At 66.5% G+C, this 25,376-nt stretch carries 25 protein-coding genes; 22 read left to right on the forward strand and 3 right to left on the reverse strand.

The window, feature by feature from the left end; genetic code table 11:
• The first annotated feature begins 7 nt into the window (after nt 1-7).
• The 10 genes from FPP74_RS01415 to FPP74_RS01460 all read left to right on the forward strand — a co-directional run bounded on the left by FPP74_RS01415 (nt 8) and on the right by FPP74_RS01460 (nt 8,254).
• A complete protein-coding gene (locus FPP74_RS01415) occupies nt 8-862 on the forward strand; it encodes a shikimate dehydrogenase (RefSeq protein WP_144716922.1) in 855 nt (284 codons plus the stop codon).
• A 61-nt stretch (nt 863-923) separates the two neighbouring features.
• Nucleotides 924-1,397, forward strand: coding sequence for an A24 family peptidase (locus FPP74_RS01420; RefSeq protein WP_144716924.1), 474 nt, complete (start codon nt 924-926; stop codon nt 1,395-1,397).
• Between the two features lie 12 nt (nt 1,398-1,409).
• Entirely contained in the window at nt 1,410-2,675 is a 1,266-nt protein-coding gene (aroC, locus tag FPP74_RS01425; protein ID WP_144716926.1) for a chorismate synthase, read from the forward strand.
• Nucleotides 2,662-3,276 carry a shikimate kinase gene (locus tag FPP74_RS01430; protein WP_095536641.1) on the forward strand — a complete coding sequence of 205 codons (615 nt, stop codon included), beginning with the start codon at nt 2,662-2,664 and terminating at the stop codon, nt 3,274-3,276. The genes aroC and FPP74_RS01430 overlap by 14 nt, the downstream gene beginning before the upstream one ends.
• A gap of 90 nt (nt 3,277-3,366) precedes the next feature.
• Nucleotides 3,367-4,443 (forward strand): 3-dehydroquinate synthase, encoded by a 1,077-nt coding sequence (aroB, locus tag FPP74_RS01435; RefSeq protein WP_144716928.1) that lies wholly within the window; start codon nt 3,367-3,369, stop codon nt 4,441-4,443.
• A gap of 2 nt (nt 4,444-4,445) precedes the next feature.
• On the forward strand, nt 4,446-4,883 hold the full coding sequence (gene aroQ, locus FPP74_RS01440) for a type II 3-dehydroquinate dehydratase (protein WP_095276369.1): 438 nt from the start codon (nt 4,446-4,448) through the stop codon (nt 4,881-4,883).
• A gap of 34 nt (nt 4,884-4,917) precedes the next feature.
• On the forward strand, nt 4,918-6,009 hold the full coding sequence (locus FPP74_RS01445; RefSeq protein WP_144716930.1) for an aminopeptidase P family protein: 1,092 nt from the start codon (nt 4,918-4,920) through the stop codon (nt 6,007-6,009).
• An 84-nt stretch (nt 6,010-6,093) separates the two neighbouring features.
• Nucleotides 6,094-6,657 (forward strand): elongation factor P, encoded by a 564-nt coding sequence (gene efp / locus FPP74_RS01450; RefSeq protein ID WP_095276375.1) that lies wholly within the window; start codon nt 6,094-6,096, stop codon nt 6,655-6,657.
• The gene (gene nusB, locus FPP74_RS01455) at nt 6,657-7,286 is read left to right on the forward strand and encodes a transcription antitermination factor NusB (RefSeq protein ID WP_095536637.1); all 630 of its coding nucleotides are present in this window, start codon (nt 6,657-6,659) and stop codon (nt 7,284-7,286) included. The genes efp and nusB overlap by 1 nt, the downstream gene beginning before the upstream one ends.
• A gap of 125 nt (nt 7,287-7,411) precedes the next feature.
• Nucleotides 7,412-8,254: a PPK2 family polyphosphate kinase gene (locus FPP74_RS01460; protein ID WP_144716932.1), complete on the forward strand. Its 843-nt coding sequence runs from the start codon at nt 7,412-7,414 to the stop codon at nt 8,252-8,254.
• On the opposite strand, the gene FPP74_RS01465 is transcribed toward FPP74_RS01460, so the two are convergent.
• From FPP74_RS01465 to FPP74_RS01475, 3 genes are read right to left on the reverse strand one after another with little or no spacing between them, the layout of a single operon-like run.
• The gene (locus FPP74_RS01465; RefSeq protein ID WP_095536635.1) at nt 8,251-8,709 is read right to left on the reverse strand and encodes a YbjN domain-containing protein; all 459 of its coding nucleotides are present in this window, start codon (nt 8,707-8,709) and stop codon (nt 8,251-8,253) included. The two genes, FPP74_RS01460 and FPP74_RS01465, sit on opposite strands and share 4 nt — an antisense overlap.
• The gene (locus tag FPP74_RS01470) at nt 8,699-9,250 is read right to left on the reverse strand and encodes a YbjN domain-containing protein (protein WP_233125449.1); all 552 of its coding nucleotides are present in this window, start codon (nt 9,248-9,250) and stop codon (nt 8,699-8,701) included. The genes FPP74_RS01465 and FPP74_RS01470 overlap by 11 nt, the downstream gene beginning before the upstream one ends.
• 24 nt (nt 9,251-9,274) lie before the next feature.
• Complete coding sequence (locus FPP74_RS01475; RefSeq protein ID WP_144716934.1) at nt 9,275-10,609, reverse strand: TIGR01777 family oxidoreductase; 1,335 nt, start codon at nt 10,607-10,609, stop codon at nt 9,275-9,277.
• 171 nt (nt 10,610-10,780) lie between these two features.
• Between FPP74_RS01475 and pyrR the strand changes: the two genes are divergently transcribed.
• The 12 genes from pyrR to FPP74_RS01535 all read left to right on the forward strand — a co-directional run bounded on the left by pyrR (nt 10,781) and on the right by FPP74_RS01535 (nt 25,285).
• Nucleotides 10,781-11,389: a bifunctional pyr operon transcriptional regulator/uracil phosphoribosyltransferase PyrR gene (gene pyrR / locus FPP74_RS01480; RefSeq protein ID WP_095553740.1), complete on the forward strand. Its 609-nt coding sequence runs from the start codon at nt 10,781-10,783 to the stop codon at nt 11,387-11,389.
• Nucleotide 11,390: 1 nt separating this feature from the next.
• On the forward strand, nt 11,391-12,311 hold the full coding sequence (locus FPP74_RS01485) for an aspartate carbamoyltransferase catalytic subunit (RefSeq protein WP_095276387.1): 921 nt from the start codon (nt 11,391-11,393) through the stop codon (nt 12,309-12,311).
• A complete protein-coding gene (locus FPP74_RS01490; protein ID WP_095553738.1) occupies nt 12,312-13,628 on the forward strand; it encodes a dihydroorotase in 1,317 nt (438 codons plus the stop codon).
• Between the two features lie 9 nt (nt 13,629-13,637).
• Complete coding sequence (carA, locus tag FPP74_RS01495; RefSeq protein WP_095536630.1) at nt 13,638-14,831, forward strand: glutamine-hydrolyzing carbamoyl-phosphate synthase small subunit; 1,194 nt, start codon at nt 13,638-13,640, stop codon at nt 14,829-14,831.
• Between the two features lie 33 nt (nt 14,832-14,864).
• Complete coding sequence (gene carB / locus FPP74_RS01500; protein ID WP_095548161.1) at nt 14,865-18,221, forward strand: carbamoyl-phosphate synthase large subunit; 3,357 nt, start codon at nt 14,865-14,867, stop codon at nt 18,219-18,221.
• Nucleotides 18,211-19,035 carry an orotidine-5'-phosphate decarboxylase gene (pyrF, locus tag FPP74_RS01505; protein ID WP_144716936.1) on the forward strand — a complete coding sequence of 275 codons (825 nt, stop codon included), beginning with the start codon at nt 18,211-18,213 and terminating at the stop codon, nt 19,033-19,035. Before carB ends, pyrF begins: the two co-directional genes overlap by 11 nt.
• A gap of 302 nt (nt 19,036-19,337) precedes the next feature.
• Nucleotides 19,338-19,661, forward strand: a complete 324-nt coding sequence (gene mihF / locus FPP74_RS01510) for an integration host factor, actinobacterial type (protein ID WP_095276401.1) — start codon at nt 19,338-19,340, stop codon at nt 19,659-19,661.
• A 2-nt stretch (nt 19,662-19,663) separates the two neighbouring features.
• Nucleotides 19,664-20,257: a guanylate kinase gene (gene gmk / locus FPP74_RS01515; RefSeq protein WP_095553735.1), complete on the forward strand. Its 594-nt coding sequence runs from the start codon at nt 19,664-19,666 to the stop codon at nt 20,255-20,257.
• Nucleotides 20,258-20,273: 16 nt separating this feature from the next.
• Nucleotides 20,274-20,573 carry a DNA-directed RNA polymerase subunit omega gene (gene rpoZ, locus FPP74_RS01520; protein ID WP_144717015.1) on the forward strand — a complete coding sequence of 100 codons (300 nt, stop codon included), beginning with the start codon at nt 20,274-20,276 and terminating at the stop codon, nt 20,571-20,573.
• A 100-nt stretch (nt 20,574-20,673) separates the two neighbouring features.
• Nucleotides 20,674-21,900: a bifunctional phosphopantothenoylcysteine decarboxylase/phosphopantothenate--cysteine ligase CoaBC gene (gene coaBC, locus FPP74_RS01525; RefSeq protein WP_095536195.1), complete on the forward strand. Its 1,227-nt coding sequence runs from the start codon at nt 20,674-20,676 to the stop codon at nt 21,898-21,900.
• A 141-nt stretch (nt 21,901-22,041) separates the two neighbouring features.
• On the forward strand, nt 22,042-23,256 hold the full coding sequence (gene metK / locus FPP74_RS01530) for a methionine adenosyltransferase (RefSeq protein ID WP_370511780.1): 1,215 nt from the start codon (nt 22,042-22,044) through the stop codon (nt 23,254-23,256).
• A gap of 19 nt (nt 23,257-23,275) precedes the next feature.
• Nucleotides 23,276-25,285, forward strand: a complete 2,010-nt coding sequence (locus FPP74_RS01535; RefSeq protein ID WP_144716938.1) for a primosomal protein N' — start codon at nt 23,276-23,278, stop codon at nt 25,283-25,285.
• Nucleotides 25,286-25,376: the final 91 nt, after the last annotated feature.

The raw sequence follows: 25,376 nt of genomic DNA on the forward strand, positions 1-25,376 counted from the left end.
GACCAGCATGACGCAGCCACCCACGCACCGCGCGGCGGTCCTTGGCAGCCCAATCGAACACTCGTTGTCGCCCGTGCTCCACACCGCTGGGTACCGGGCTGCGGGCCTCGACGGCTGGGTGTACGAGCGCATCGAGTGCACCGCAGAGACGCTGCCGGCGATTGTGGGTGGGGCCGATCCCACATACCGCGGGTTCTCCGTCACCATGCCCGCCAAGTTTGCGGCCCTGGAGTTTGCTGCCACGGCGTCAGAGCGGGCCACCGCGATCGGCTCCGCAAACACGCTCGTGCGTACCGACGACGGCTGGTACGCCGACAACACCGATTGCGAGGGAATTGCCGCGGCGCTCTCCGCGCTGCTCGGTGCGGCGACGCCGCGCACTGCCCTGGTCATCGGCGCCGGCGGCACGGCGCGCCCGGCACTGTGGGCGCTGCGCCACGCGGGTGTAGCGCGCATAGACGTGGTGAACCGCTCCGATCGATCGGGCGAGATCGCCTCGCTGGTGGAAGGCGTGGACTTCCAATTCCACGGCTACACCGGCGACCTCGAAGCACTTGCAGTTCGCGCCGACGTCATTGTCTCCACCGTCCCGGCTGCTGTGGTCGCGCCCTACGACGTGCAGCTTGGCCACGCGCCGGTGCTCGACGTGATCTATAACCCGTGGCCGACGCCGCTGGCAGTGCGAGCCGCCGCGAACGGGTACCCGACGGTCGGCGGGCTCACGATGCTCGCCGGGCAGTCGTACTCGCAGTTCGAACAGTTCACCGGCGTTGCGGCGCCCCGCGACGCCATGCGTGATGCACTGATGCGCCACTGGGACGAGCCGGCCAGTGGTGCCGGGGAAGCGGGGGCATCGCGCTAGCATCGCGCTAGCACCGTGCTCGCTCTGCGGCGCGCGGGGCGGCGGCCTAGACTTTCACCCCATGGGGATTGGGGGAGCGCTCTTCAGCGCGGAATTCGCATTATTTGGGCCAGCCGGCGTCACCTGGCTGGCGCTGTGCACGTTCGTCGGGTGGAGCGTGGCGCTCGCGCGCATTGACACGAGGCACTCACGTTTGCCCAATGGGCTGACGGCCCCGCCCGCGCTCGTTGCCCTGGCAGCCTGCGTCGCCTCGCCGTACCTCGCGTGGGGCCTTGTGTGGCCTGCCGCCTACCTCGCTGGCCCCGGCATGGGCGGCGGTGATGTAAAGCTTGCGGTCCCGCTCGGAGTGCTTCTCGCTGCGCTTGGAGGTCCGTTCGCGGTGCTCGCCGCGGTAGGGCTCGCGGGACTGCTCACGGTTGTGCGCGGGTGGATGGCAGGGCGAGCGGCACTGCCGCACGGCCCCCAGATGCTGGCAGCGGCTTGGGCCGTTGGAACATTTGTTGGGCTAAAGAGCTCGATCGCGGCGGCGTTGTGAGACAATGCCTTCATGCTTCGTTGGACTACCGCTGGGGAATCCCATGGACAAGCGCTGATTGCGCTCATTGAAAATATGCCCGCCGGAGTGTCGGTGACCCAGGAGGAGATCGGGCACCACCTCGCCCGCCGCCGACTTGGATACGGCCGTGGCGCGCGCATGAAGTTTGAAGCAGACGAGCTGACGCTGCTCACAGGCATTTTGCACGGCAGAACGCTCGGTAGCCCAATCGCTATTCAAATTGGCAATTCCGAGTGGGCGAAGTGGACGACGATCATGTCGCCGCACCCACTGGACATGGAAGACGACGAGGTGGCAAAGGCGATGTCGTCCGGGCGCGGGGCGCGCCTGACTCGCCCGCGCCCGGGCCACGCAGACTTTGCCGGCATGCTCAAGTATGGGTTCGATTCCGCTCGGCCGGTCCTGGAGCGCTCCTCCGCCCGCGAGACCGCGGCACGCGTCGCTGCGGCGACTGTCGCGCGCTCGCTGCTGCGCGAAACGTTGGGCGTCGAAGTGTTCTCGCACGTGATCTCGATCGGCGAGTCTGCGCCGTACGCAGGCCCCGCGCCCACGTACGCGGACACTGATGCGATTGATGCGTCCCCGGTGCGCGCGTACTCCAAGGAGGCCGAAGAGGACATGGTGTCCTGCATCGAGGCGGCCAAGAAGTCCGGCGACACCCTAGGTGGCATCGTCGAGGTCATCGTGGATGGACTGCCCATCGGGCTCGGGTCCCACATTTCTGGTGACCACCGCCTGGACTCGCAGCTCGCTGCCGCGCTCATGGGGATCCAGTCGGTCAAGGGCGTGGAGATTGGCGACGGCTTCGAGGAAGCCCGTCGTCGCGGCTCCGAGGCCCACGACGAAATGGTGCGCGACGAGGACGGCGTGCACCGTCTGACCAACCGCGCGGGCGGCTTGGAGGGCGGCATGACCAATGGCGAGCAGCTGCGCGTGCGTGCGGCGATGAAGCCGATCTCCACCGTCCCCCGAGCCCTGCAGACGGTCGACATGTCCACGGGCGAGGCCGCGACGGGCATTCACCAGCGCTCCGACGTGTGCGCGGTCCCCGCCGGTGGCGTGGTCGCCGAGGCCATGGTGGCGCTCGTGCTTGCGCGCGCGGTGCTGGAAAAGTTCGGCGGCGACGGCCTTGAGGAGACGAAGCGCAACATCGACGCGTACAACGAAGACGTGCGCCGCCGCCTCAATTTTGCAGACGGCGCGGTGCATGAGGCAGCAGGAGAGAAGAAGGAAGGCAACGCCAATGACGTTCACTGAGTCAGCGCAGGAGCGCGACGAAGCGACCACCCCCGAGCTGGATACCTCGCCGGATTCCCAGCCCACTGCGCAGGCCTCCGTCGTTGCGTCCGTCCCCAGGATCGTGCTGGTCGGCCCGCCGGGCGCCGGAAAATCGACGATCGGGCGCCGGATTGCCAGCGCCCTGAACCTGCCGATCGTGGACTCTGATCTGCTCATCGAGCAATCCGAGGGCAAAGCCTGCGGGGAAATCTTCTCCGAGGTCGGTGAGGAGCGCTTCCGTGAGATCGAGGCAGGGTGCGTTGCACGCGCTCTCGCGACCGGCGGCGTAGTGAGCCTGGGCGGAGGGGCAATCCTCACCGCCTCGACGCGCCAGCTGCTGCAGCGCCACACGGTGGTGTGGATCGACGTGAGTGCGGAGGAGGGCATCCGCAGGACCGCGAACGAGACGTCGCGTCCAGTCCTCAACGCGGACGACCCAGCGCAGCACTACCGCGACCTCCTGGCTACCCGCGAGCCGTTCTACCGCGAGGTTGCGGACTACCGCGTTCGCACGGACCAGCGCCCCCCACAGCGTGTGGTCGCGGAGATTCTGGGGATCATCGAGTCCTCGGAGGAGTAGGCGCGGACAAGCGCGTGCCGGAGCAGGCGCACGAGGGCATTCTGGGGAAGAATCGGACCACAGTCGCACCCGTCCACAAAGGAGCACACTATGGCACACGTCGAGGTCACCGGGCCTTCGCCGTACACCATCAACATCGCGCACCGCATTACTGATCAGGTCGCGCCTCGCGCCAAAGAGATTGGGGCGCGCAAGGTGGCGATCGTGCACCAGGCTGCGCTCAAGGCGGTGGCGCGTGGCATCGCGGGCGACCTCGAGGCCGTGGGCGTTCAGCCGGTGATGGCGGAGATCCCGGACGCGGAGGCGGGCAAGTCCCTGGACACGGCAAGCACGCTGTGGGACCTCCTGGGTACGAGCGGCTTCTCGCGCCAGGATGCGGTGATCGGCCTCGGCGGCGGCGCGGCAACAGACATTGCGGGTTTCGTCGCCGCGACGTGGATGCGCGGCATCAAGGTCATCCAGGTTCCGACCACGCTGCTCGCGATGGTGGACGCCGCTGTGGGCGGCAAGACCGGCATGAACACCGAGGTAGGGAAGAATCTGGTCGGCGCGTTCCATGAGCCGGACTCCGTGTTCATTGACCTCGAGCGGATCTTTACGCTGCCGGAGGAGGAGATCGTGTCCGGCTCCGCCGAGTTGGTCAAGACCGGTTTTATCGCGGACCCGAAGATCCTCGACCTCTACCGCGACGGCAGCGCCCGCGGTGAGTGGAATTGGGAGGAGCTGGTGCGCCGCTCCGTCGCCGTCAAGGCGGCCGTGGTCAGCCGCGACCTCACCGAATCCGGGCTGCGCGAAATCCTCAACTACGGGCACACGCTCGGCCACGCTATCGAGCGTCGCGAGCAATACACCTGGCGCCACGGCAACGCGGTCGGTGTCGGCATGATGTTTGCGGCGCACCTCGCGCACGAGCGCGGGCTTATCGACGCCACCCTGCTGGACCTCCACCGCGAGATCCTCACCCTTGTCGGCCTGCCCACGACGTACGAACCGGGCGCCTTCGACGAGCTATACGAGGCGATGACGCACGACAAGAAGAACCGCGACGGCCGCATCCGCTTCGTGGTGCTCAACGCCCTCGGCTCGTGCACGCGGCTCGAGGATGCAACCGTCGAGGAGATGCGCGCGGCGTATGACGCAATTTCCCAACCCACCCAGGAGGCGTAACTGTGAAAATTCTTGTGCTCAATGGCCCGAACCTCAACCGGCTCGGCAAGCGGCAGCCGGAGGTGTACGGGAGTGAGACGCTGGGGGACGTCGAGAAGCGGCTGCACGATCGCGCAGCCGAGCTCGGTGTGGAGGTCGAGGTGCGCCAGACCAACCAAGAGGGCGAGATGCTGGACTGGGTCCACGAGGCTGCAGACAAACGCTGGCCCGTCATCATCAACCCGGGCGGGTGGACGCACACCTCGGTGGCGCTGCGCGATGCGCTCGTGGAGCTGACGGACCATCGCGGGTTCATTGAGCTGCACATTTCCAACGTGCACGCGAGGGAGGAGTTCCGCCACCACTCGTACCTGTCGCCGATCGCGCGCGGTGTAATCGTAGGGCTTGGCACGCAGGGCTATCTGCTCGCCCTCGAATATTTTGCCAACAACGTAGAGTAGAACTTTCACGTACAACTCGCGTCAGGAGGAAAGAATGTCACTGGCAGATACTCGTTTTGAAACCCGGCGCCGCAAGCTGGCCTCGAGCCTGGCGGCGCAGCGGATCGACGACATGTTGCTGACCCACCTGATCCACGTGCGCTACTTCTCCGGCTTTACCGGCTCCAACGGCGCCCTGCTGGTGTCCAAGGACCGTACCGCGAAGGTGGCGACAGATGGCCGCTACGCCACGCAGATTTCGGAAGAGGTCCCTGACGTCCCGGCAACGATCACCCGCAAGGTGGCCACCGAGCTGCTGGCGGGAGTGGTGGACGGCCACCGCGTGGGCTTCGAGGCCGACTACGTCAGCGTCTCCGAGCTGGAAGCGCTGCGCAAGGCCTGCCCGGAGGGCGTTACGCTGGTGCCCGTCAGTGGCGCGGTCGAGGAGATCCGCCTGCTCAAGGACCAGCTCGAGCTGACCAGACTCGAGGAGGCGGCCGATTTGGCCACGCAGGCGCTCGAGCAGCTTATCGACGCCGACGAGCTCGCCCCCGGGCGCTCCGAACGCGACGTCGCCGCGGACCTGGAATACCGTATGCGCAAACTCGGTGCGGAGCGCCCCAGCTTTGACACCATCGTCGCCTCCGGGCCGAACTCTGCCAAGCCGCACCACGGCGCAGGCGAGCGGACGCTGGAAACGGGCGACCTGGTCACCATTGATTACGGCATGTTCCGACTCGGCTTCAACTCCGACATGACGCGCACGTTCGCGCTGGGGGAGCCGAACGATTTCCTGCGCGAGATCTACGAGGTCACCCTGCAGTCCCAGCTCGCCGGCGTTCGCGCGGCGGTACCGGGGGCGAAGCTGGTCGACGTGGATGCCGCCTGCCGCGACGTGATCGAGGCTGCCGGGTACGGCGAGTACTTTGTCCACTCCACCGGGCACGGCGTGGGCCTGAACGTCCACGAGGCGCCGTACGCAGCGAAGACCGGCAAAGGTACGCTGCAGGAAGGGATGACGTTGACCATTGAGCCGGGGATTTACGTTCCGGGGCGCGGCGGTGTGAGGATCGAGGACACCCTGTTCATTACCTCCGGCACGCCGAAGGTGATCACGAAGTTCCCCAAGGACTTGACAGTGCTGTAGCATTGTTGTGTTTGCACACTGTTGAACGCACTGTCTCAACATCGTTGAGCCACGCTTTGTGGCACGCCAGAAGAAAGGTTTCACGTGGCAACTACCGCCGATTTCAAGAACGGCCTCGTACTCAAGAACGAGGGCAAGCTCCAGCAGATCATTGAGTTCCAGCACGTCAAGCCGGGTAAGGGCCCCGCATTCGTGCGCACGAAGCTCAAGGACGTTGTCACCGGCAAGACCGTTGACAAGACCTGGAATGCCGGTGTGAAGGTCGAGACCGCGACCGTGGACCGCCGCGACATGACCTACCTGTACAACGACGGCACGAGCTATGTCGTCATGGACGACAAGACCTTCGAGCAGTTCGAGCTGCCCGCTGACAAGTTCGGCGACGCGGCACGCTTCCTGCTGGAGAACATGCGCGTGCAGGTTTCTTTCCACGAGGGTGAGGCGCTGTTCGCCGAGCTGCCGATCTCCGTCGACCTCAAGGTCGAGCACACCGAGCCGGGCCTGCAGGGTGACCGCTCCTCCGGCGGCACCAAGCCGGCGACGCTGGAGACCGGTGCTGAGATCCAGGTTCCGCTGTTCCTGGAGACCGGCAACGTGGTCAAGGTGGACACTCGCACGGGTGAGTACCTCTCTCGCGTGAGCAACTAATGCCTGACTACAAACGCCACGGGGCGCGCTACCGCGCCCGCCGCCGCGCGGTGGACATCCTCTTTGAGGCCGAAACGCGCGACGTGGATCCGGTGGAAATTGTAGAAGACCGGGCGGAGCTGTCCCGAAACCCACAGAACTCGGTGGCGCCGGTGGCGGACTACACCCGCCAGATCATCTCCGGAGCCGCCGAGCAGCTCGACGACCTGGACGATGCCATTGAGCGCTACCTGGTGGATGACTGGGAGCTCTTCCGCTTGCCAGCCGTGGATCGGCAGATCCTCCGCGTCTGTGCGTGGGAGATCATGTACAACGAGGACGTTGACGCGCCGATTTCCATTAAGGAAGGCGTGGAGATGGCGGCGGAGTACTCCGGTGCGGCGGCGTCGCCGTACATCAACGTCGTGCTCGACGGTATCGCGCAGCGCGGCGCCCCGGAGGCACCGTTCGCCGACGACACTGAGGATGCTGTGGGCGCTGAGGGCGCCGAGGGTACCGAGGAAGCTGGTGTCGGCGAGCAGGAGGCAACGTCTGCCGATGATGCGCAGCGCGCCGTCACCGCTGTCGTCGCCGGCGCCGCGGTCCCGCCCGAATCGCGCTCCGCTGTCGCCGAGAAGCTGGAAAACTAGGCAGCAACGAGAAGAACGTGGAAGAACGTGGAAGAACGTAAAGGTGTTCGCCGAAAGGCGGGCACCTTTCGCTGTATCCTGCGTTGACAGATACAGCACCGTAGGGGAGCAACACAGGAGGAACCATGTCCAAGGTGACGATCGAAGACGCGAAGTCGTTCATGGTCGGGCCCAACTTTCAACTCGACGATGTCGACCCGGCCGCCACCCCCGGCGTGTCCGACGTGGACGACGCGTTCAACGCGTACGACGATGAGCTGAGCGAGCTGCACAAGCTGCTCTTTGCCAACGGCCGCGCGGGAAACGAGGACGCCGGTTCGGTCCTCTTGGTGTTGCAAGGAATGGACACGTCCGGCAAGGGCGGCCTCATCCGGCACGTGGTGGGGCAGACAATGGATCCCCAGGGCGTCCACATTCAGGCGTTTGGCAAGCCGACCGAGGAGGAGGCAGAGCACGACTTCCTCTGGCGTTTCTACCCGCACCTGCCCGAGCCGGGCGGGGTCAGCGTTTTCGACCGTTCACACTACGAGGACGTGCTGGTGCAGCGCGTGAAGCAGATGGCGCCGCCGGAGGAAATCGAGCGCCGCTACGGCGCGATCGTGGACTTTGAAAGGGAGGCGGCCGCCCGCGGCACCAAGATCATCAAGGTGATGCCGCACATTTCCCGCGATTTCCAGGCGGAAAACTTGAAAGACCGCATCGAGCGGGCGGACAAGCACTGGAAGTACAACCCGGGCGATATTGATGACCGCAGATTGTGGTCGCAGTACATGGCCGCCTACCAAATCGCGCTGACCAGGACCTCGACGGATGAGGCCCCCTGGTACTGCATCCCCTCCGACAACAAGAAGTATTGCCGTGCCGTGGTCAAAACCTTGCTTGTCGACGCCCTCGCGTCCCTCGACCTCACGTGGCCGGAAGCCACCTTTGACAAGGACGAGGAACTCAAGCGCCTCGCCGAGTCCTAGTCGCGGTTCTCGCGGGCCTGCGTCATTTCGTCGACAAGCGCGCGCATGGCGTCCTGGGCCTGCAAGACGCCGTCGATACTCAGCTTGAGCGCGCTTTGCAGCTGTTCGTCGGTCATGCCGGCTGCGACCTGGGTCTCCGATTCGGTGCGCACGATGAGCGTGTCGGCCTTGTTGACCACGAGCGCGCGTGCGTCGAGGAAGGTCGAGTTCACCTGGTTCGCGGCGAGATAAACCGTGGGGTCGGGGCTGTCCGCCGGGGTCTCGGTCGACGCATCCGCGCGGATGATCGCCACGGAGTCCAGCAGGACGAAGAGGACGTTGAACCCGTTGAGGTTGGCCACCGCGGCGCGGCCGCTGGCGTCGGGTTCGATCGTGACACCGTGCGCGCTCATCGCATCGGCGATGCGATCAATGGTTACGAGCGAGGTGTAGGTTTGTGTGTCTTTAGTGCTCATTGTGCGGGTCCTCCCATGTAACCAGGGTCGGGAACGAGGTGGCCAGGAAATCGAACGCCTGCAGCACGACGTCGATGGAGCTCATGATGAACGCGCCGAGCTGGTTGTGCGACGCGCCGTGGGTAATGTCCATCGAGCGCACCGCGCTGATCGCAATGTGGTCCTCGCCCTGCTCGAAGAAGCGGAGCGTGGGGGCGAAGTGGGTCTGGTTGTGCTCGTTGGTGGCGAGCAGGATGTGGGAGGCCATGTCCTTGGGGATCTCGCCGCGCCACAGGGATTCGAACACCAGGTGATCCTGGTCGATCGCCACGACGATCGCGGCGTTGACGAATCCGGACAGCAGGGTGCCGTTTTCTACGCGGTACTCCAGGTTTTCCGCCTTGAAGATCTCCTCCACCGCTTCAATGGTCACGGGGTGCAGCTGGTTGGCGGGGTCCGCCTGCGCGTCGGCGTTGACCTTGGCAACGGTGTCTTCGTCCGGCGTGGGCGGGATCGTCGCCTCTCCGCCGGTCTGGTCGGGTGCGTGTTCGTTGTTAGTCACACGCACGACTGTACCTGGTAGCGCCTACGCCTCGAGGAGGTCCTCGCGTCCCAGCTCGTGGTCCAGCGCGGAGCGCAGCGTGGGGTAGCGCTGCACCCAGCCGCATTGGCGAGCGACCGCCGCGTCCACCCGCTGGTCCGCGAGCGCAAGCTCGTCGGCTCCCTCCGAGCCGAGCAGTAGCTTTGGTCCGAAGGTCGGGATGGGCAGGACGTCGGGGCGCCGGAGGACCTCCGCGAGGGTGGCGGACATCTCCGCGTTTGTGACGGGCTGCGCGGCCGTCGCGTTCACCGGTCCAGACACCGTGTGATCCAGGAGCGCGCGAACGTAGGTGTCCGTGAGGTCGTCGAGGCTCACCCAGGACAGCCAGAACTCGCCGCTGCCAAATCGGGCGCCGAGCCCCGCCGAAACGCTCGCCTTGAGCACGGGAAGGAGTCCGCCCGCTCCAGACAGTGCGAGACCGGTGCGGATCTGCACAGTGCGCAGCCCCTCTACGCGGGCCGCCTCTTCCCACGCCTGGCAGACCTCGGCGAGGAAGCCGGTGCCAACGGGGGCGTCCTCGGTGTGAGGGGAGCCGCCCGCCTCGGTGCCGTAGTACCCGACGGCGGAGGCGGAGATGAACGTGCGCACGCCCGACTCCGCGGCGAGTGCGGCGAGCTTCCGCGTCGGCGCGACGCGCGAGTCCCAGATCCGGCGCTTCTTCGCATCGGTGAAGCGGCCCATGATCGATTCGCCCGCCGGGTGGATCACCGCGTCGACCCCCTCGAGCAGGTCGGGGTGCGGGTTGTCCGGGTCCCACTGGCGCTCGCCGGGGCCGGCGGTGTGGCGGACCAGCGGGATGACGGTGTGGCCCAGGGTGGTCAGTTGCGTGTGGAGGTGGGTACCCACCAGCCCGCTCGAGCCGGTGAGGGCGATGACGAGGGGCGCCGAAGCAGGCAGCGACTGCGCGAAGGCGATGTCGCCGACCAGCTGCCGCTGGCGGTAGGCAAACGCCGGGGTGAGCAGCGGGGCGGGGGTGGGGGTAGACACGGCGTCGAGAAGCACTGTGCTTCCAGCGTCCTCGACTGAGTCCCGGAACGTGTGACGGTGGCGCCATTTGGTCAGTGCGCGCACCGGCTGGTTGGCGGCGACATCCTCAAACGAGTGGGCGAACTCGTACCCGGAGTGTTGGTGCTGCGCCACCCACCGCTGGCCTGCGGGGAGGGCAAAGACGGTGGTTCCGGAGCGAAGCGATGCGGCCTCGGACGCCACTGTCATGGGCAGAAACGGCGGGGTGAGCCGGGTGACCGCCCCCGGGCGCGCGTGCCAATTCCACACCTCGAGGCGGGGTGCGGGGACGGTGTGCTCTGCGGTGATTCCCATGGTCGCTGCTCCGTGCCTGTGTGTGCGGATCTGGTGCTAGACTGAGTGTCAGTCTCCACCCTAGGCGCTGACGCGCCCAGGGGTATCTGAGAAGACGGCACATTGTGAATATTGCATGCACCAGACAAGCATCCTTTAAATTCCGCACTGTGAGGCGGGGAAGGAGGCATGATGAGTGAAGACAACCGCGCGACCGTAGAGCTGCTGACTGCAGACGACGTCGCGCGCACAATCGCACGCATCGCGCACCAGATCATTGAAAAGACGGCGCTGGATTCGGCGCTGAAGTCAGAGGCGAGCGACGCAACGGCGTCGCCAGTATTGCTCCTTGGCATCCCCTCCGGGGGCGTGCCGTTGGCGCAGCGGATCGCCGCGTCCGTCGAGGAATTCTCTGGCGTAGAGGTCCCCGTTGGAAGTCTCGACGTGACCCTATACAGGGACGACCTGCGCGACAAGCCGCACCGCGCGCTGCGCCCCACAAGCATCCCCGCGCCGCTTGACGGCGCGACGGTGATCCTCGTGGACGACGTCCTCTATTCCGGCCGCACCATCCGGGCAGCGCTCGACTCGCTGCGCGACATTGGCCGCCCGGCCGCGATCCAGCTCGCGGTGCTGGTGGACCGGGGGCACAGGCAGCTGCCCATCCGCGCCGACTACGTGGGCAAGAACATTCCGACCGCGCTCACGGAGGACGTGACCGTCACGCTCACGCCGATTGATGCCCGCGACGCGGTCACGCTGAGCCGGACCGCACCGGCCGCCGAAGGAGAGGCGAAGTAACATGAAACACCTCGTTGACATCGCGGATCTCACCCGCGACGACGCCATCGCGATCATGGATGAGGCCGACCGTTTCAAGGAAGCCCTGGACGGCCGCGACATCAAGAAGTTGCCCACACTTCGTGGGCGCACCATCTTCACCCTGTTTTATGAGAACTCCACTCGCACGCGTTCCTCGTTCGAGACCGCGGGTAAGTGGATGAGCGCGGACGTGATCAACATTTCCGCTTCCAGCTCCTCGGTGAAGAAGGGCGAGTCCCTCAAAGACACGGCGCTCACGGTGCAGTCGGTCGGCGCCGATGCCATCATCATGCGACACTCCGCATCCGGTGCCGCGAAGCTGCTTACGCAGTGGCTGCCGGAGACCAGCATCATTAACGCCGGCGACGGCAAACACCAGCACCCGACCCAGGCCCTGCTGGACGCGGTGACCATGCGCCAGCGCATCGGCGAGATCGCCGGGCGCAAGGTGGTCATCGTGGGCGACATCGTGCACTCGCGCGTGGTCCGCTCCAACGTTGACCTGCTCACGCTGCTCGGCGCGGAGGTCGTGCTGGTCGCGCCGCCAACCCTGCTGCCCACCGGGGTCGAGCACTGGCCAGCGCGCGTGGCTTACGACTTGGACGCGGAGATTGCGGACGCGGACGTGGTAATGATGCTCCGCGTGCAGGCCGAGCGCATGCACGGCGGCTTCTTCCCCTCGCACCGCGAGTACGCCTCGCTGTACGGGCTGAGCGCGGCTCGTGCGGACCGCATGAAGGACGGCGCGATCATCATGCACCCGGGCCCGATGTTGCGCGGAATGGAAATCAATTTTGCTGTTGCGGAGCGCCAGAACACGGCGGTGTTGCAGCAGGTAACCAACGGTGTCTACACGCGCATGGCCGTGCTGTTTACGCTGCTTGCGGGAGAGGAAAAGTAAATGGCAAAGATTCTGTTGAAGAACGTGCGCCCGTACGGCGAGGACGAGGTGCAGGTGCTTATCGACGGTGGCGTGATCACCGCCATCGGCACCGAACTCGACGTCAACGACGCCGAGAGCGTCAAGGACGCCGAGGTCATCGACGCGAAAGGGAAGGTGCTTCTGCCGGGCCTGGTGGACATGCACGTCCACTTGCGCGAGCCGGGCCGCGAGGACACCGAGACCATCGCCACCGGCTCTGACGCCGCAGCGAAGGGTGGGTTCACCGCCGTGTTCACCATGGCGAACACTAGCCCGGTGATTGATCAGCCGTTTTTGGCTGACGCCGTGTGGGAAAAGGGCCAGGCCTACGGGAAGTGCGACGTGTACCCTGTTGGCGCGATCACGCAGGGGCTTCAAGGTGAGCAGCTCAGCGAGATCGGCCTGATGAGCCGCGGCCACGTGCGGATGTTTTCCGACGACGGAAAGTGCGTCAACAACCCGCAGGTGATGCGCCGCGCGGTGGAGTACGCGAAAGCGTATGACGTCCTGCTTGCTCAGCACGCCGAGGACCACCGCATGACCGCGGACTCGGTCGCGCACGAGGGCGAGGTGGCCGCACGACTCGGTTTGGGCGGCTGGCCGCGCGTCGCCGAGGAATCGGTGGTGGCACGCGACGTGATCATGACGCGCGACTACGGCGGGCGCCTGCACATCTGCCACGCCTCGACCGAGGGCACCGTGGAACTGCTGCGGTGGGCGAAGTCCCAGGGCATCGCGGTAAGCGCCGAGGTTACCCCGCACCACCTGCTCCTCACGGACGAGAAGCTGGAAACCTACGACGGCGTCTTCCGCGTCAACCCGCCGCTTCGCGAGTCCCGCGACACGGTCGCGCTGCGCGACGCGCTGCTCGACGGCACCGTGGACGTCGTGGCCACTGACCACGCGCCGCACGGCTCCGAGGACAAGTGCGTGGAGTTCGAACACGCGAAGCCGGGCATGCTCGGGCTGGAGACCTCGCTGGCCATCATTGCCAAGGTCTTCGTCGAATCCGGCCTGGCAGATTGGCGCTTCGTGGCCAAGGTAATGAGCGAGCGCCCCGCGGAGATCCTGCGCCTGGCCGACCAGGGCCGGCCGATTGCGGAGGGCGAGCCAGCCAACCTGGTGCTCGTGGACCCGGGTGCCGCGTGGACCGTACACGGCGACGAGCTCCGCTCGAAGGCCTCGAACACGCCCTACGAAGGCACCGAGTTTTCCACTAGCGTGGCACTGACGCTGCTGCGCGGCGAGGTGACCTACCGCGCCACCCCAAGCGACACCACAACCAGCACGAAGTAAGGAACCACCATGACTGAATCTCGAATCCCTGCGGCACTCGTGCTCGGAGACGGCAACGTCTACCGCGGAACCGCCTTTGGCGCCGTCTCGGCTGATTGCGACTCGCAGGACTCCGCGACGAGCGAGCCGGTGTACGGCGAAGCCGTCTTCACCACTGGCATGAGCGGCTACCAGGAGACCATGACGGACCCGTCCTACCACCGCCAGATCGTCGTGATGACGGCACCGCAGATTGGCAATACCGGCTGGAACGACGAGGACAATGAGTCCCGCGGCAACCGCATCTGGGTCGCCGGCCTGATCATCCGCGACCTGTCCAAGCGGGTCTCTAGCTGGCGCGCGGAGCGTTCGCTGGAAGAGGAGATGCGCAACCAGGGCATCGTGGGCATCAGCGGCATTGACACCCGCTCCGTGGTGCGCCACCTGCGGAATTTTGGTTCCATTCCGGCTGGCATTTTTGTGGGGGAGGACGCCGCACAGAGCGTCGATAAGCTTGTGGCGCTGGTGAACGAGCAGCCGAGCATGGCTGGAGCCGACCTGTCCGCCGAGGTCAGCGCGGACGAGCCGTATACGGTCAAGGCGCAAGGGGAGAAGCGCTTCACCGTCGTGGCGTACGACATGGGCGTGAAGACGGCGACCCCGAACCACCTGGCCAAGCGCGGGGTGGAGACCATCGTCGTGCCTGCGAACACTCCCTTTGAGGAGATCACTCAGTACAACCCGGATGGCGTATTCATCTCCAACGGTCCGGGCGACCCGGCGACCGCCGATGAGATGGTGGACATCACCCGCAAGGTCCTCGAACAGAAGCTGCCGCTGTTTGGCATCTGCTTTGGCAACCAGATCCTCGGCCGCGCGCTGGGGCTGGAGACCTTCAAGATGAAGTTCGGCCACCGCGGCATCAACGTGCCGGTGAAGAACCACCTGACCGGCAAGATCGACATCACCTCGCAGAACCACGGCTTCGCGCTGAAGGCGCCGGACGGCGTTGGCGTGGGCGAGAAGTTCGACACCGACTTCGGCCCGGCCGTGGTGTCGCACACCTGCCTGAACGACGACACCGTGGAGGGCGTCGCGCTGGAAAACGGCATGGCGTACTCGGTGCAGTTCCACCCGGAGTCTGCCGCCGGACCGCACGACGCGAACCCGCTGTTTGATCAGTTCATCGAGCTCATGCAGCAGCACAGCCCGAACGCACAGTAACCAGGAACCGGGAAACACAAGGGAGAATTCACGATGAAACGCAACGACATCAACCACGTCCTGGTTATCGGTTCCGGGCCAATCGTCATCGGTCAAGCCTGCGAGTTTGACTACTCGGGTACCCAGGCGTGCCGCGTGCTCAAGGAGGAGGGTCTGCGCGTGACCCTCATCAACTCCAACCCGGCCACCATCATGACCGACCCGGAGTTCGCCGACCACACCTACGTCGAGCCGATCGAGCCCGAATACATTGACAAGATCCTCGCCCGCGAGGCCGAGCAGGGCAACCCGGTGGACGCCATCCTGGCAACCCTCGGCGGCCAGACCGCCCTCAACGCTGCGATCCAGCTGGACCGCCAGGGCATCCTGGCCAAGCACGGCGTGGAGCTCATCGGCGCAAATATTGACGCCATCGAGCGCGGCGAAGACCGCCAGAAGTTCAAGGACATCGTTGCCAAAATCGGCGGCGAGTCTGCGCGCTCCCGAGTCTGCTTCAACATGGACGAGGTCCACGAGACCGTCGCCGAGCTGGGACTGCCCGTCGTCGTGCGCCCGTCCTTCACCATGGGTGGACTCGGCTCCGGCCTGGCGTTTTCCATGGAGGACCTGGACCGCATCGCCGGTGGCGGCCTAGAGGCCAGCCCGGAGGCCAACGTGCTCATCGAGGAATCCATCCTCGGCTGGAAGGAGTACGAGCTGGAGCTCATGCGCGACGGCGACGACAACGTCGTGGTCATCGCGTCCATCGAAAACGTTGACGCGCTCGGCGTGCACACCGGCGACTCCGTCACCGTGGCGCCCGCGCTGACGCTCACCGATCGCGAGTACCAGACCATGCGCGACCAGGGTATCGCGATCATCCGCGAGGTCGGCGTGGACACCGGCGGCTGCAACATTCAGTTCGCGGTCAACCCGGACGATGGCCGCATCATCACCATCGAGATGAACCCGCGCGTCTCGCGCTCGTCCGCACTGGCGTCGAAAGCCACTGGCTTCCCGATTGCAAAGATCGCCTCGCTGCTGGCCATCGGCTACACCCTCGACGAGATCACCAACGACATCACCGGCGAGACCCCGGCGGCGTTCGAGCCGACCCTGGACTACGTTATTGCCAAGATGCCGCGCTTTGCCTTTGAGAAGTTCCCGGGCAGCGACGACACCCTCGGTACCTCCATGAAGGCGGTCGGCGAGGCCATGGGCATTGGCCGCAACTACATCCAGAGCCTGAACAAGGTCATGCGCTCGATGGAGGACAAGCCGAACGGTTTCTGGACCAGGCCCGACGAGTACTTCGCGGAAGGCCGCGAGCAGGACCTCAACGCCGTGCTGGATGATCTGAAGACGCCGACGGACAAGCGCATGTACGACGTCGAGCTGGCCCTGCGCCTCGGCGCGTCGATCGAGCTCGTGCACGAGGCCAGCGGTATCGACCCCTGGTTCCTCGCCGAGCTGCAGGCGCTTGTGGACTTCAGGAGCACGCTTGCCGACGCCCCCGTGCTCGACGCCGACCTCCTCCGCGAGGCCAAAACGTACGGGCTGTCCGACGCCCAGATCGCCGCGCTGCGCCCGGAGCTGGCCGGCGAGGACGGCGTGCGCTCCCTGCGCTGGTCGCTGGGCATCCACCCCGTGTTCAAGACGGTGGACACCTGCGCGGGTGAGTTCGAGGCGCAGACGCCGTATCACTACTCGGCCTACGAGATGGACCCGAACGCGGAGTCCGAAGTCGCCGAGACCGGCCGCGAGAAGGTCATCATCCTCGGTTCCGGCCCCAACCGCATCGGCCAGGGCATTGAGTTCGACTACTCGTGCGTGCACGCGGCCCTTGAGCTGTCGCGCATTGGCTACGAGACGGTGATGGTCAACTGCAACCCGGAGACCGTCTCCACCGACTACGACACCGCAGACCGCCTCTACTTCGAGCCGCTGACGTTCGAGGACGTCATGGAGATCTACCGCGCCGAGCAGGCGTCCGGCACGGTGGCTGGCGTGATTGTCCAGCTCGGCGGCCAGACCCCGCTGGGCCTGGCGCAGAGGCTTGCCGACGCCGGTGTGCCCGTCGTGGGCACCAGCCCGGAAGCCATCGACCTGGCGGAGGACCGCGGCGAGTTCGGCGACGTGCTTACCGCAGCGAACCTGCCGGCACCGGCCTACGGCACCGCAACGTCCTTCGATGAGGCCCGCGAGGTGGCCAACGGTATCGGCTACCCGGTGCTCGTACGCCCCTCCTACGTGCTGGGCGGCCGCGGCATGGAGATCGTCTACGACGAGGCGAGCCTGCACGACTACATTGAGCGCGCCACCGAGCTGTCGCCGGACCACCCGGTGCTGGTGGACCGCTTCCTGGACTCCGCGATCGAGATCGACGTGGACGTGCTGTGCGACGGCGACGAGGTCTACCTCGGCGGCGTCATGGAGCACATCGAGGAGGCGGGCATCCACTCCGGCGACTCCGGTTGCGCGCTGCCGCCGATGACACTCGGCCCGGACGACATTGCCAAGGTGCGCCGCTCCGCGGAGGCGCTGGCGCACGGGATCGGCGTCAAGGGCCTGATGAACGTGCAGTTCGCGCTGAAGGACGACATCCTCTACGTCATCGAGGCAAACCCGCGCGCCTCGCGCACCGTCCCGTTCGTGTCGAAGGCGACGGGCGTGCACCTGGCCAAGGCCGCGTCGCGCATCATGATGGGCGCCTCCATCGCGCAGCTGCGCGAGGAGGGCCTGATCCCGTCGGACTACGACGGCGGCTCCCTCCCGCTGGAGCACCCGATCGCGGTGAAGGAGGCGGTCCTCCCGTTCACGCGCTTCCGTCGCCCAGACGGCTCGCTGCTGGATACCATCCTTGGCCCGGAGATGAAGTCCACGGGCGAGGTGATGGGCCTTGCCCCGTCCTTCGGCGTGGCGTACGCGAAGGCGGAGACCGCAGCGTTTGGCGCCTTGCCCACCGAGGGGACTGTCTTCGTCTCGGTGGCCAACCGCGACAAGCGCACCCTCATCTTCCCGATCCAGCGCCTGTACACCATGGGCTTCAAGGTGGTGGCTACGGCCGGCACCGCCCAGATGCTGCGCCGCAACGGCATCGAGTGCGAGGTCGCCCAGAAGGCCTCCGAGGTGCGCGAGGGCGGCGAGGGGACCTCGATTGTGGACCGCATTAACGACGGCGAGATCGACCTGATCCTCAACACCCCGGCCGGTTCCTCCGGCGCCCGCCACGACGGGTACGACATCCGCGCGGCGGCCGTCGTCGCTGGCGTGCCGATCATGACCACGGTGCAGGGCGTGACCGCGGCCGTGCAGGGCATCGAGGCGATCCGGGACAACGAGATCACCGTGATGAGCCTGCAGGAGCTCGAGCACGCAGCCAAGGAAGAGGCGAGCGCCGATGCCGAGTAGCGCCCCGCAGCCCGGGTTCGGCGGACGTCTCGTCGCCGCGGGCGAGCGCCACGGTCGGCTGTGCGTCGGCATCGACCCGCACGCCGCGCTGCTTAAGCAGTGGGGCCTCCCAGATTCCGTCGACGGCTTGCGCCGCTTCGCGGAGATCTGCGTCGAGGCGTTCGCCGGGCACGTCGCCTTGGTGAAGCCGCAGGTCGCGTTCTTTGAGCGCTTCGGCGCGCGCGGCTTTGCGGTCCTGGAGGAGACGCTGGCGTCACTGCGCGAGCGCGGCACCCTCTCGGTGGCGGATGCGAAGCGCGGCGACATCGGCTCGACCATGGCCGGCTACGCGGCCGCCTGGCTGGAGCCGGGCGCTCCGCTGGAGGCCGACGCGGTCACGCTGACGCCATACCTCGGCGTCGGCTCGCTGGAGCCCGCCATCGAGTTGGCCGGCGAGCACGGCAAGGGCGTGTTCATCATGGCCGCGAACTCAAACCCGGAGGCGGAGGCGTTCCAGAGCTCGCTTATCGACGACCGCACGATCGCCCAGTACATGGTCGACGGGTGCGCGGCGTACAACGGCGATGCCGAATCCGGCGTCGGTCACGTCGGGGTCGTGGTGGGCGCGACCGTCGGCAAGCCGCCCCTGCTCGAGCGCCTCAACGCGCCGGTGCTTATGCCCGGGGTGGGCGCGCAGGGTGCCACGATGAATGACGTGGCGCGCATCGCCGGCGCGCAGGCGCGGCTGGTGTTTCCGAACGTCTCGCGGTCCGTGCTCAGTGCTGGCCCTGACGTGGGGAAACTTCGCGGCCGGGCCGGTGAGCTGGCAAAATAGGAGCTTTGCCGGGGTCGTTTGCGCTTTTGGGCAAAAACCCTGGTAGTTTAGTTCCGTCAACGCGTTGACGTGGTTAAATCGTTTGACGCATCGGGCCGCGGTTGCGGTGCGGTGGCCGGGGCACGCTCCCCGGCGCGCGTCGGCGCGGAGGATCTGACCCAGTGCTACACTTAGCCAGAACTGAGAGTTGCACGGATGGCATTCGGGCTGTTGAACGGCCCTGTGGATTCGTGTGGTGGACTCGGCTTGACGGTTTCGGTAGAACTGGACCGATACGTACTACTACACACATGGAGGAACCAGTGGCACTTCCACAGTTGACTGATGAGCAGCGTAAGGCAGCACTTGCCAAGGCGGCAGAGGCACGTAAGCAGCGCGCAGAGCTGAAGGCTTCGCTGAAGCGCGGCGACACCGACCTCAAGGACGTGCTGGACAAGGCTGAGTCCGACGAGATCATCGGCAAGACCAAGGTCTCCGCACTGCTCGAGGCGATGCCGAAGGTGGGCAAGGTCAAGGCCCGCGAGATCATGGAAGAGCTGGAAATCGCACAGACCCGCCGTCTGCGCGGCCTGGGCGAGCGTCAGCGTCGCGCCCTGCTGGAACGCTTCGGCTTCTCCGAGGACTAGAGATGGCTGAGACAGCGCCGCGTGGGAGCCTGGTCGTCCTGGCCGGGCCCTCCGCTGTAGGGAAATCGACAGTGGTGCGGCGGCTTGTCAGCGACGTCCCGGATCTTTATTTCTCCGTCTCTATGACCACCCGGGCACCCCGCCCGGGCGAGGTCGACGGGGAGGACTACTTCTTCGTCAGCGCTGATGACTTCCAGCGCCGGATTGACGCGGGGGAGATGCTGGAGTGGGCCGACATTCACGGCGGCCTGCAGCGTTCCGGCACCCCGTCCGGTCCGGTCCGTGAGGCCCTCTCGGCCGGTCGCCCCGTGCTCGTGGAGGTTGACCTCGCCGGGGCTCGCAACATCAAGCAGTTGATGCCGGAGGCAAGAACAGTGTTCCTTGCCCCGCCGTCGTGGGAGATTCTGGTGCAGCGCCTGTCCGGGCGTGGCACCGAGACCGAGGACGTGATTCAGCGTCGTCTCACCACGGCTCGTGAAGAGCTCAACGCTCAGGATGAGTTTGATAGCGTTGTGGTCAACGATGACGTGGATTCGGCCGTCGCGGCAATTGCCAGCATCCTGATGAACACATCGAACAACAACACAAGCGAGTAGGTTTTTAGTGAGCAAGATTACTGAGGAACCGTCGCAGGCAGCCCCGGAAGCTACCGAGGACAAGTCCTACGACGCACCCGAAGGCATTACTGCGCCTCCGATTGATGAGCTGCTGACCAAGGTGTCGTCCAAGTACGCACTGGTTATCTTCGCCGCGAAGCGCGCACGCCAGATCAACAGCTTCTACCAGGATTCCGAGGACGGCGTATTTGAGTTCGTCGGCCCGCTGGTCACCCCGGAAGCGGGGGAGAAGCCGCTGTCCATCGCGCTGCGTGAGATCCAGGCTGGTCTCCTCGAGCACGAAGAGGGCCAGTAACGCCTCGGCGGCACCGCGTCGCCTGAGACATCGAATCGGCACCACCGAGTAAGCCTGCATTGGGCTTGCGGGTGGTGCCGTTTGCGTAGACTAGGCCACCATGAGTCAACGCAACGTAGTCGTCGGCGTCGCCGGCGGTATCGCCGCATACAAAGCCTGCCACCTGATCAGAGACTTCAAAGAGGCGGGGGATGACGTCCGCGTGGTCCCGACCGCCAACGCGCTCAAATTCGTCGGCGCCGCCACGTTCGAGGCGCTGTCCGGACACCCGGTGGACACCGGTGTTTTCGAGCGTGTCGATGAGGTGCAGCACGTTCGCATTGGTCAGGAGGCTGACCTGATTGTGGTGGCCCCGGCGACGGCGGACGTGATCGCGCGCATTGCAGGGGGGCGCGCAGACGACCTCCTGACCGCGACGGTGCTCGTGGCCACGTGCCCCGTCGTCGTGGCACCGGCGATGCACACGGAGATGTGGCACAACGCTGCCACGCAAGCGAACGTGGCATCGCTACGCAGCCGCGGGGTGACGGTCCTGGAGCCCGCGCACGGGCGGCTGACCGGGAAGGACTCTGGCCCCGGCCGGTTGCTCGAGCCTCAGGCGATTGCGGAGCTCGCGCGCACGGTCGCCACGACCGGGCCGCTGGGCCGCCCGCTGGAGGGCAAGCGCGTGCTGGTCAGCGCCGGGGGCACGCAAGAAAACATCGACCCGGTCCGGTACGTGGGCAATCGGTCCTCCGGGCGCCAGGGCTTTGCGCTGGCCGATATTGCCGCGCACAAGGGGGCGCAGGTCACTGTGGTTGCGGGAAACACGGAGGCGCTGGAGACCCCGGCTGGTGCAGACGTGGTACGGGTGACCTCGACCCGCGACATGGAGCGCGAGATGCGCTCGCGTGCTCCCGAGGCGGATGTGGTGATCATGGCCGCCGCCGTGGCGGACTATCGCCCGGCGCACGAGGCGACCTCGAAGCTGAAGAAGGGACAGGCGGATGCGTCGCTAGAGCGCATCGAGCTGGTAGAAAACCCGGACATTCTGCGTGGGCTCGTTGACATGCGTGACAACGGGGAGACGACGGCGGCGATTATGGGGTTCGCGGCTGAGACAGATAACGCGCTGGAGTATGGCAAGGCAAAGCTGGCACGCAAGGGTGCGGACCTCCTGATGGTCAACGACGTCTCGGGCGGCAAGGTGTTTGGACAAGCCCGGAACTCGGGGTGGTTGCTGTCGCGCGACGGCGGGGTCGCCACGATTGAGGACGGCACCAAGCACGAGGTCGCGGCGCAGATCTGGAGCGCGATTGAGGCCGCGGGGCACGACACGGAAGCATAACGTTGCCAATTTAGACAGCTTGGTCTATCGTGGTGTTCGTTCGCGTGGGGCGAGGTGGCGTCGATAAGCGTTCGCCCCGCTCGCGCTTCGCCCGCACGGCGATGAGATACGAAACAGTGCTGCACCGAAAGCGAGACCATTTTGTCTACTGATCCTTACTACCGTTTGTTTACCAGCGAGTCGGTGACCGAGGGCCACCCCGATAAGATCTGCGATGCCATCTCGGATGCCATCCTGGATGACATGCTCGCGCAGGATCCGGCAGCGCGCGTGGCTGTAGAGACCCTGGTCACCACCGGACAGGTGCACGTGGTCGGCGAGGTCAACACGACGGCGTACTCCAACATTGCGAAGATCGTGCGCGACAAGCTGGTCGGCATCGGCTTTACGTCGTCCGAGGTGGGGTTCGACGGGCGTACGTGCGGCGTCAATATCGCGATCGGTGACCAGTCGCTGGAGATTTCGGAGGGCGTGTCGACCTCGCAGGAGGTCCGCGAGCAGTCCTCCGCGGAGGCGGACGATCAAGCCGGTGCCGGCGACCAGGGCCTCATGTTTGGGTACGCCACGAATGAAACGCCGGAGTACATGCCGCTTCCCATTTCCACCGCGCACCGCCTGTCGCGCAGGCTCACGGAGGTGCGCAAGCTGGGCAAAGTGGTGGGCCTGCGTCCCGACGGCAAGACCCAGGTCACCTTCGCCTACGACGGCAACACCCCCGTCGCGCTGGACACCGTGGTGATTTCCACGCAGCACGACCCGGACTTCACCGGCGAAGCGCTGCGCAACGCCCTGCGTACCGAGGTCCTCGAGTGGGTAGTCAAGGACGCCAGTCTGGAGCAGTACTACACGCCGGACACGAAGCTGCTGGTGAACCCGTCCGGCTCGTTTGTGCTCGGCGGCCCGATGGGGGACGCCGGGCTGACCGGCCGCAAGATCATCGTGGACACCTACGGCGGCATGGCCCGCCACGGCGGCGGCGCGTTCTCGGGCAAGGACCCCTCAAAGGTGGACCGCTCGGCCGCGTACGCAATGCGCTGGGTGGCCAAGAACATCGTCGCCGCGGGCCTGGCAGAGCGCGTCGAGGTCCAGGTGGCGTACGCCATTGGTCGCGCCACTCCGGTGGGCCTGTACGTGGAGACCTTCGGCACCGCCGCCGAGGGCCAGACGGATGCCACGATCCAGCAGGCCGTGGAGAAGGTCTTTGATCTCCGACCTGCCGCGATCATCCGCGAGCTTGACCTGCTGCGCCCGATCTACGCCCAAACCGCAGCGTACGGACACTTCGGCCGCACCGATGTGGAGCTGCCGTGGGAGCAATTGAACAAGGCGGAGGAGCTCAAGGCCGCCGCCAGTTAGTGCGCTAAACTCGGGCACCATGTCGTCGTCGCCCGCAACCCAGTACCCCGTCGCGCGGGTGCTGCCGATGTTGGGCCTGGCGCAGCTGGACCGCCCCTTCGACTACCTGGTCACGGAGGGCGACTCCGACGCCGCGCAGCCCGGGGTGCGGGTGCGGATCCGCTTTGCGGGCCGACTGGTGGACGCGATTGTGCTCGAGCGCACTGCGGTCTCCTCGCACGAGGGGAACCTTCGCTTCATCGAGCGCGTCATCTCGCCGGAGGTCGTCGCGCCAGAGCAGTTGCGCTTGCTTATCGACGCCCTCGCGCAGCGCTACGCCGGCGTCCGCTCCGACATCTACCGCTCCGCCATCCCGGCGCGCCACGCCAAAGCCGAGGAGACCGATACGTCGACGCCCTGGGACGAGCTGGGGGAGGCGACCGAGCCAGACCTCTCTGCGTGGAGCTCCTATCAATACGGGGAGAGCTTTGTCGACGCAGTCCTGGACGGGAAACTCGCACGCGCCGCCTGGCAGGTCGTGCCTGGCGAGGACTGGGCCGCGACAGTGGGGGCGCTCGCCGCGAAGGTCGCGCTCAGCGGGGGCGGCGCGCTCGTCGTCGTGCCCGACCAACGCGACGTGGACCGGTGCGAAGCAGCGCTGCGCGAGTACGTTTCGGCGCGCCAGGTGACCACGCTCACCGCGAAGCAGGGGCCGCAGGCACGGTACTCGCGCTACCTCTCGATCTTGCACGGCCAGGGCCGGATCGTGGTGGGGACCCGCTCGGCGGCGTTTGCCCCCGTGCGCAACTTGCGGTTGATAGTGCTCATGCATGATGGGGACGAGAGCCTGGTTGACCCCCGCGCGCCCTACGCTCACGCACGCGAAGTACTCACCACCCGCTCGGCGCAGGAGCAGGTGCCGCTGATCATCGGCGGGCATGCGCGGACCGCGGAAACGCAGCTGTTTGTGGAGCGCGGTTGGATGCACGAGCTGCTCGCCCCGCGGGCGGTGCTCCGGCAGGTCAGCCCACGCATCCACGCGGCGGGGGACTCGGACGCCGCTATGGAGCGGGACCCCCGGGCGCGGCAGGCAAGGATGCCGTCGGCGGCCTTCATGGCCGTGCGCGCTGCGCTGCGCCGCGGGACGCCGGTGCTCTTCCAGGTCCCGCGCACCGGCTACATCCAGTCCCTGGCCTGCGGGCAGTGCCGCGCGCCGGCGCGCTGCAGGTGGTGCAACGGCCCGCTCGGCCTGCCCGCCGGCGGCGAGGCGTCGGCGCCGACGTGTCGGTGGTGCGGCCGCATGGACCCGGCGCACGTGTGTCCGGAGTGCGGGTCGAAACGGGTGCGCGCGATGGTGCTGGGCACCGAGCGCACGGCAGAGGAACTTGGCAGGGCGTTCGTGCAGTTCCGGGTGCGCACATCGTGGGGCGACAAGGTCCTGGATGCCGTGCCCGCGGAGCCGGCGATCATTGTGGCCACCCCGGGGGCTGAGCCGGTCGCGGAAGGAAGCTACGGCGCGGCCGTGCTGCTGGACGTGTGGGCGCTGCTGCAGCGGCCGGACCTGCGGGCGGTGGAGGACACGTACGCCAAGTGGGCGGCCGCTGCCGCGCTTGTGCAGCCGCACGCCGACGGCGGCGAGGTTGTCGTGGTCGCGGAGCCGTCGCTCCCGGTCGTGCAGCATCTGATCCGGTGGGACGCCCGCGGGCACGCGGCACTCGAGCTGGCGCAGCGGCGGGACGCCCGCTTCCCGCCCGCGGTGCACATCGCTGTGGTGGACGCGCCGCGCAAGGCGTTGGACGACTTCTTTGGCAACGTGGAGTTGCCGGACCACGCGGAGGTGCTCGGGCCGGTCGACCTCCCGCCGGGGATCGACGTCCCGGGTGAATGGGACCGGGGCGAGTACGGCCCGGCCCAGCGGATGCTCGTGCGCTCACCGCTCCATGGCCGCGCCGCGCTTGGTACGGCGCTCCGCACCGGACTGATCAACCGGGCGGTGCGGCGGCAGACCCTTCCCCTGCGCGTTCAGGTCAACCCGATAGACGTGGGTTAGGCGCCGCGGAGGAGCAGTAGACTGGGCGGGCAAACGCTGCCTGCGGCGCACGAGTGGTGCGGGGGCGGTGACGTCGATAAGCCCGGGCGAC

It is taken from the genome of Corynebacterium sp. NML180780 (assembly GCF_007786415.1).
Lineage (GTDB): Bacteria > Actinomycetota > Actinomycetes > Mycobacteriales > Mycobacteriaceae > Corynebacterium > Corynebacterium gottingense.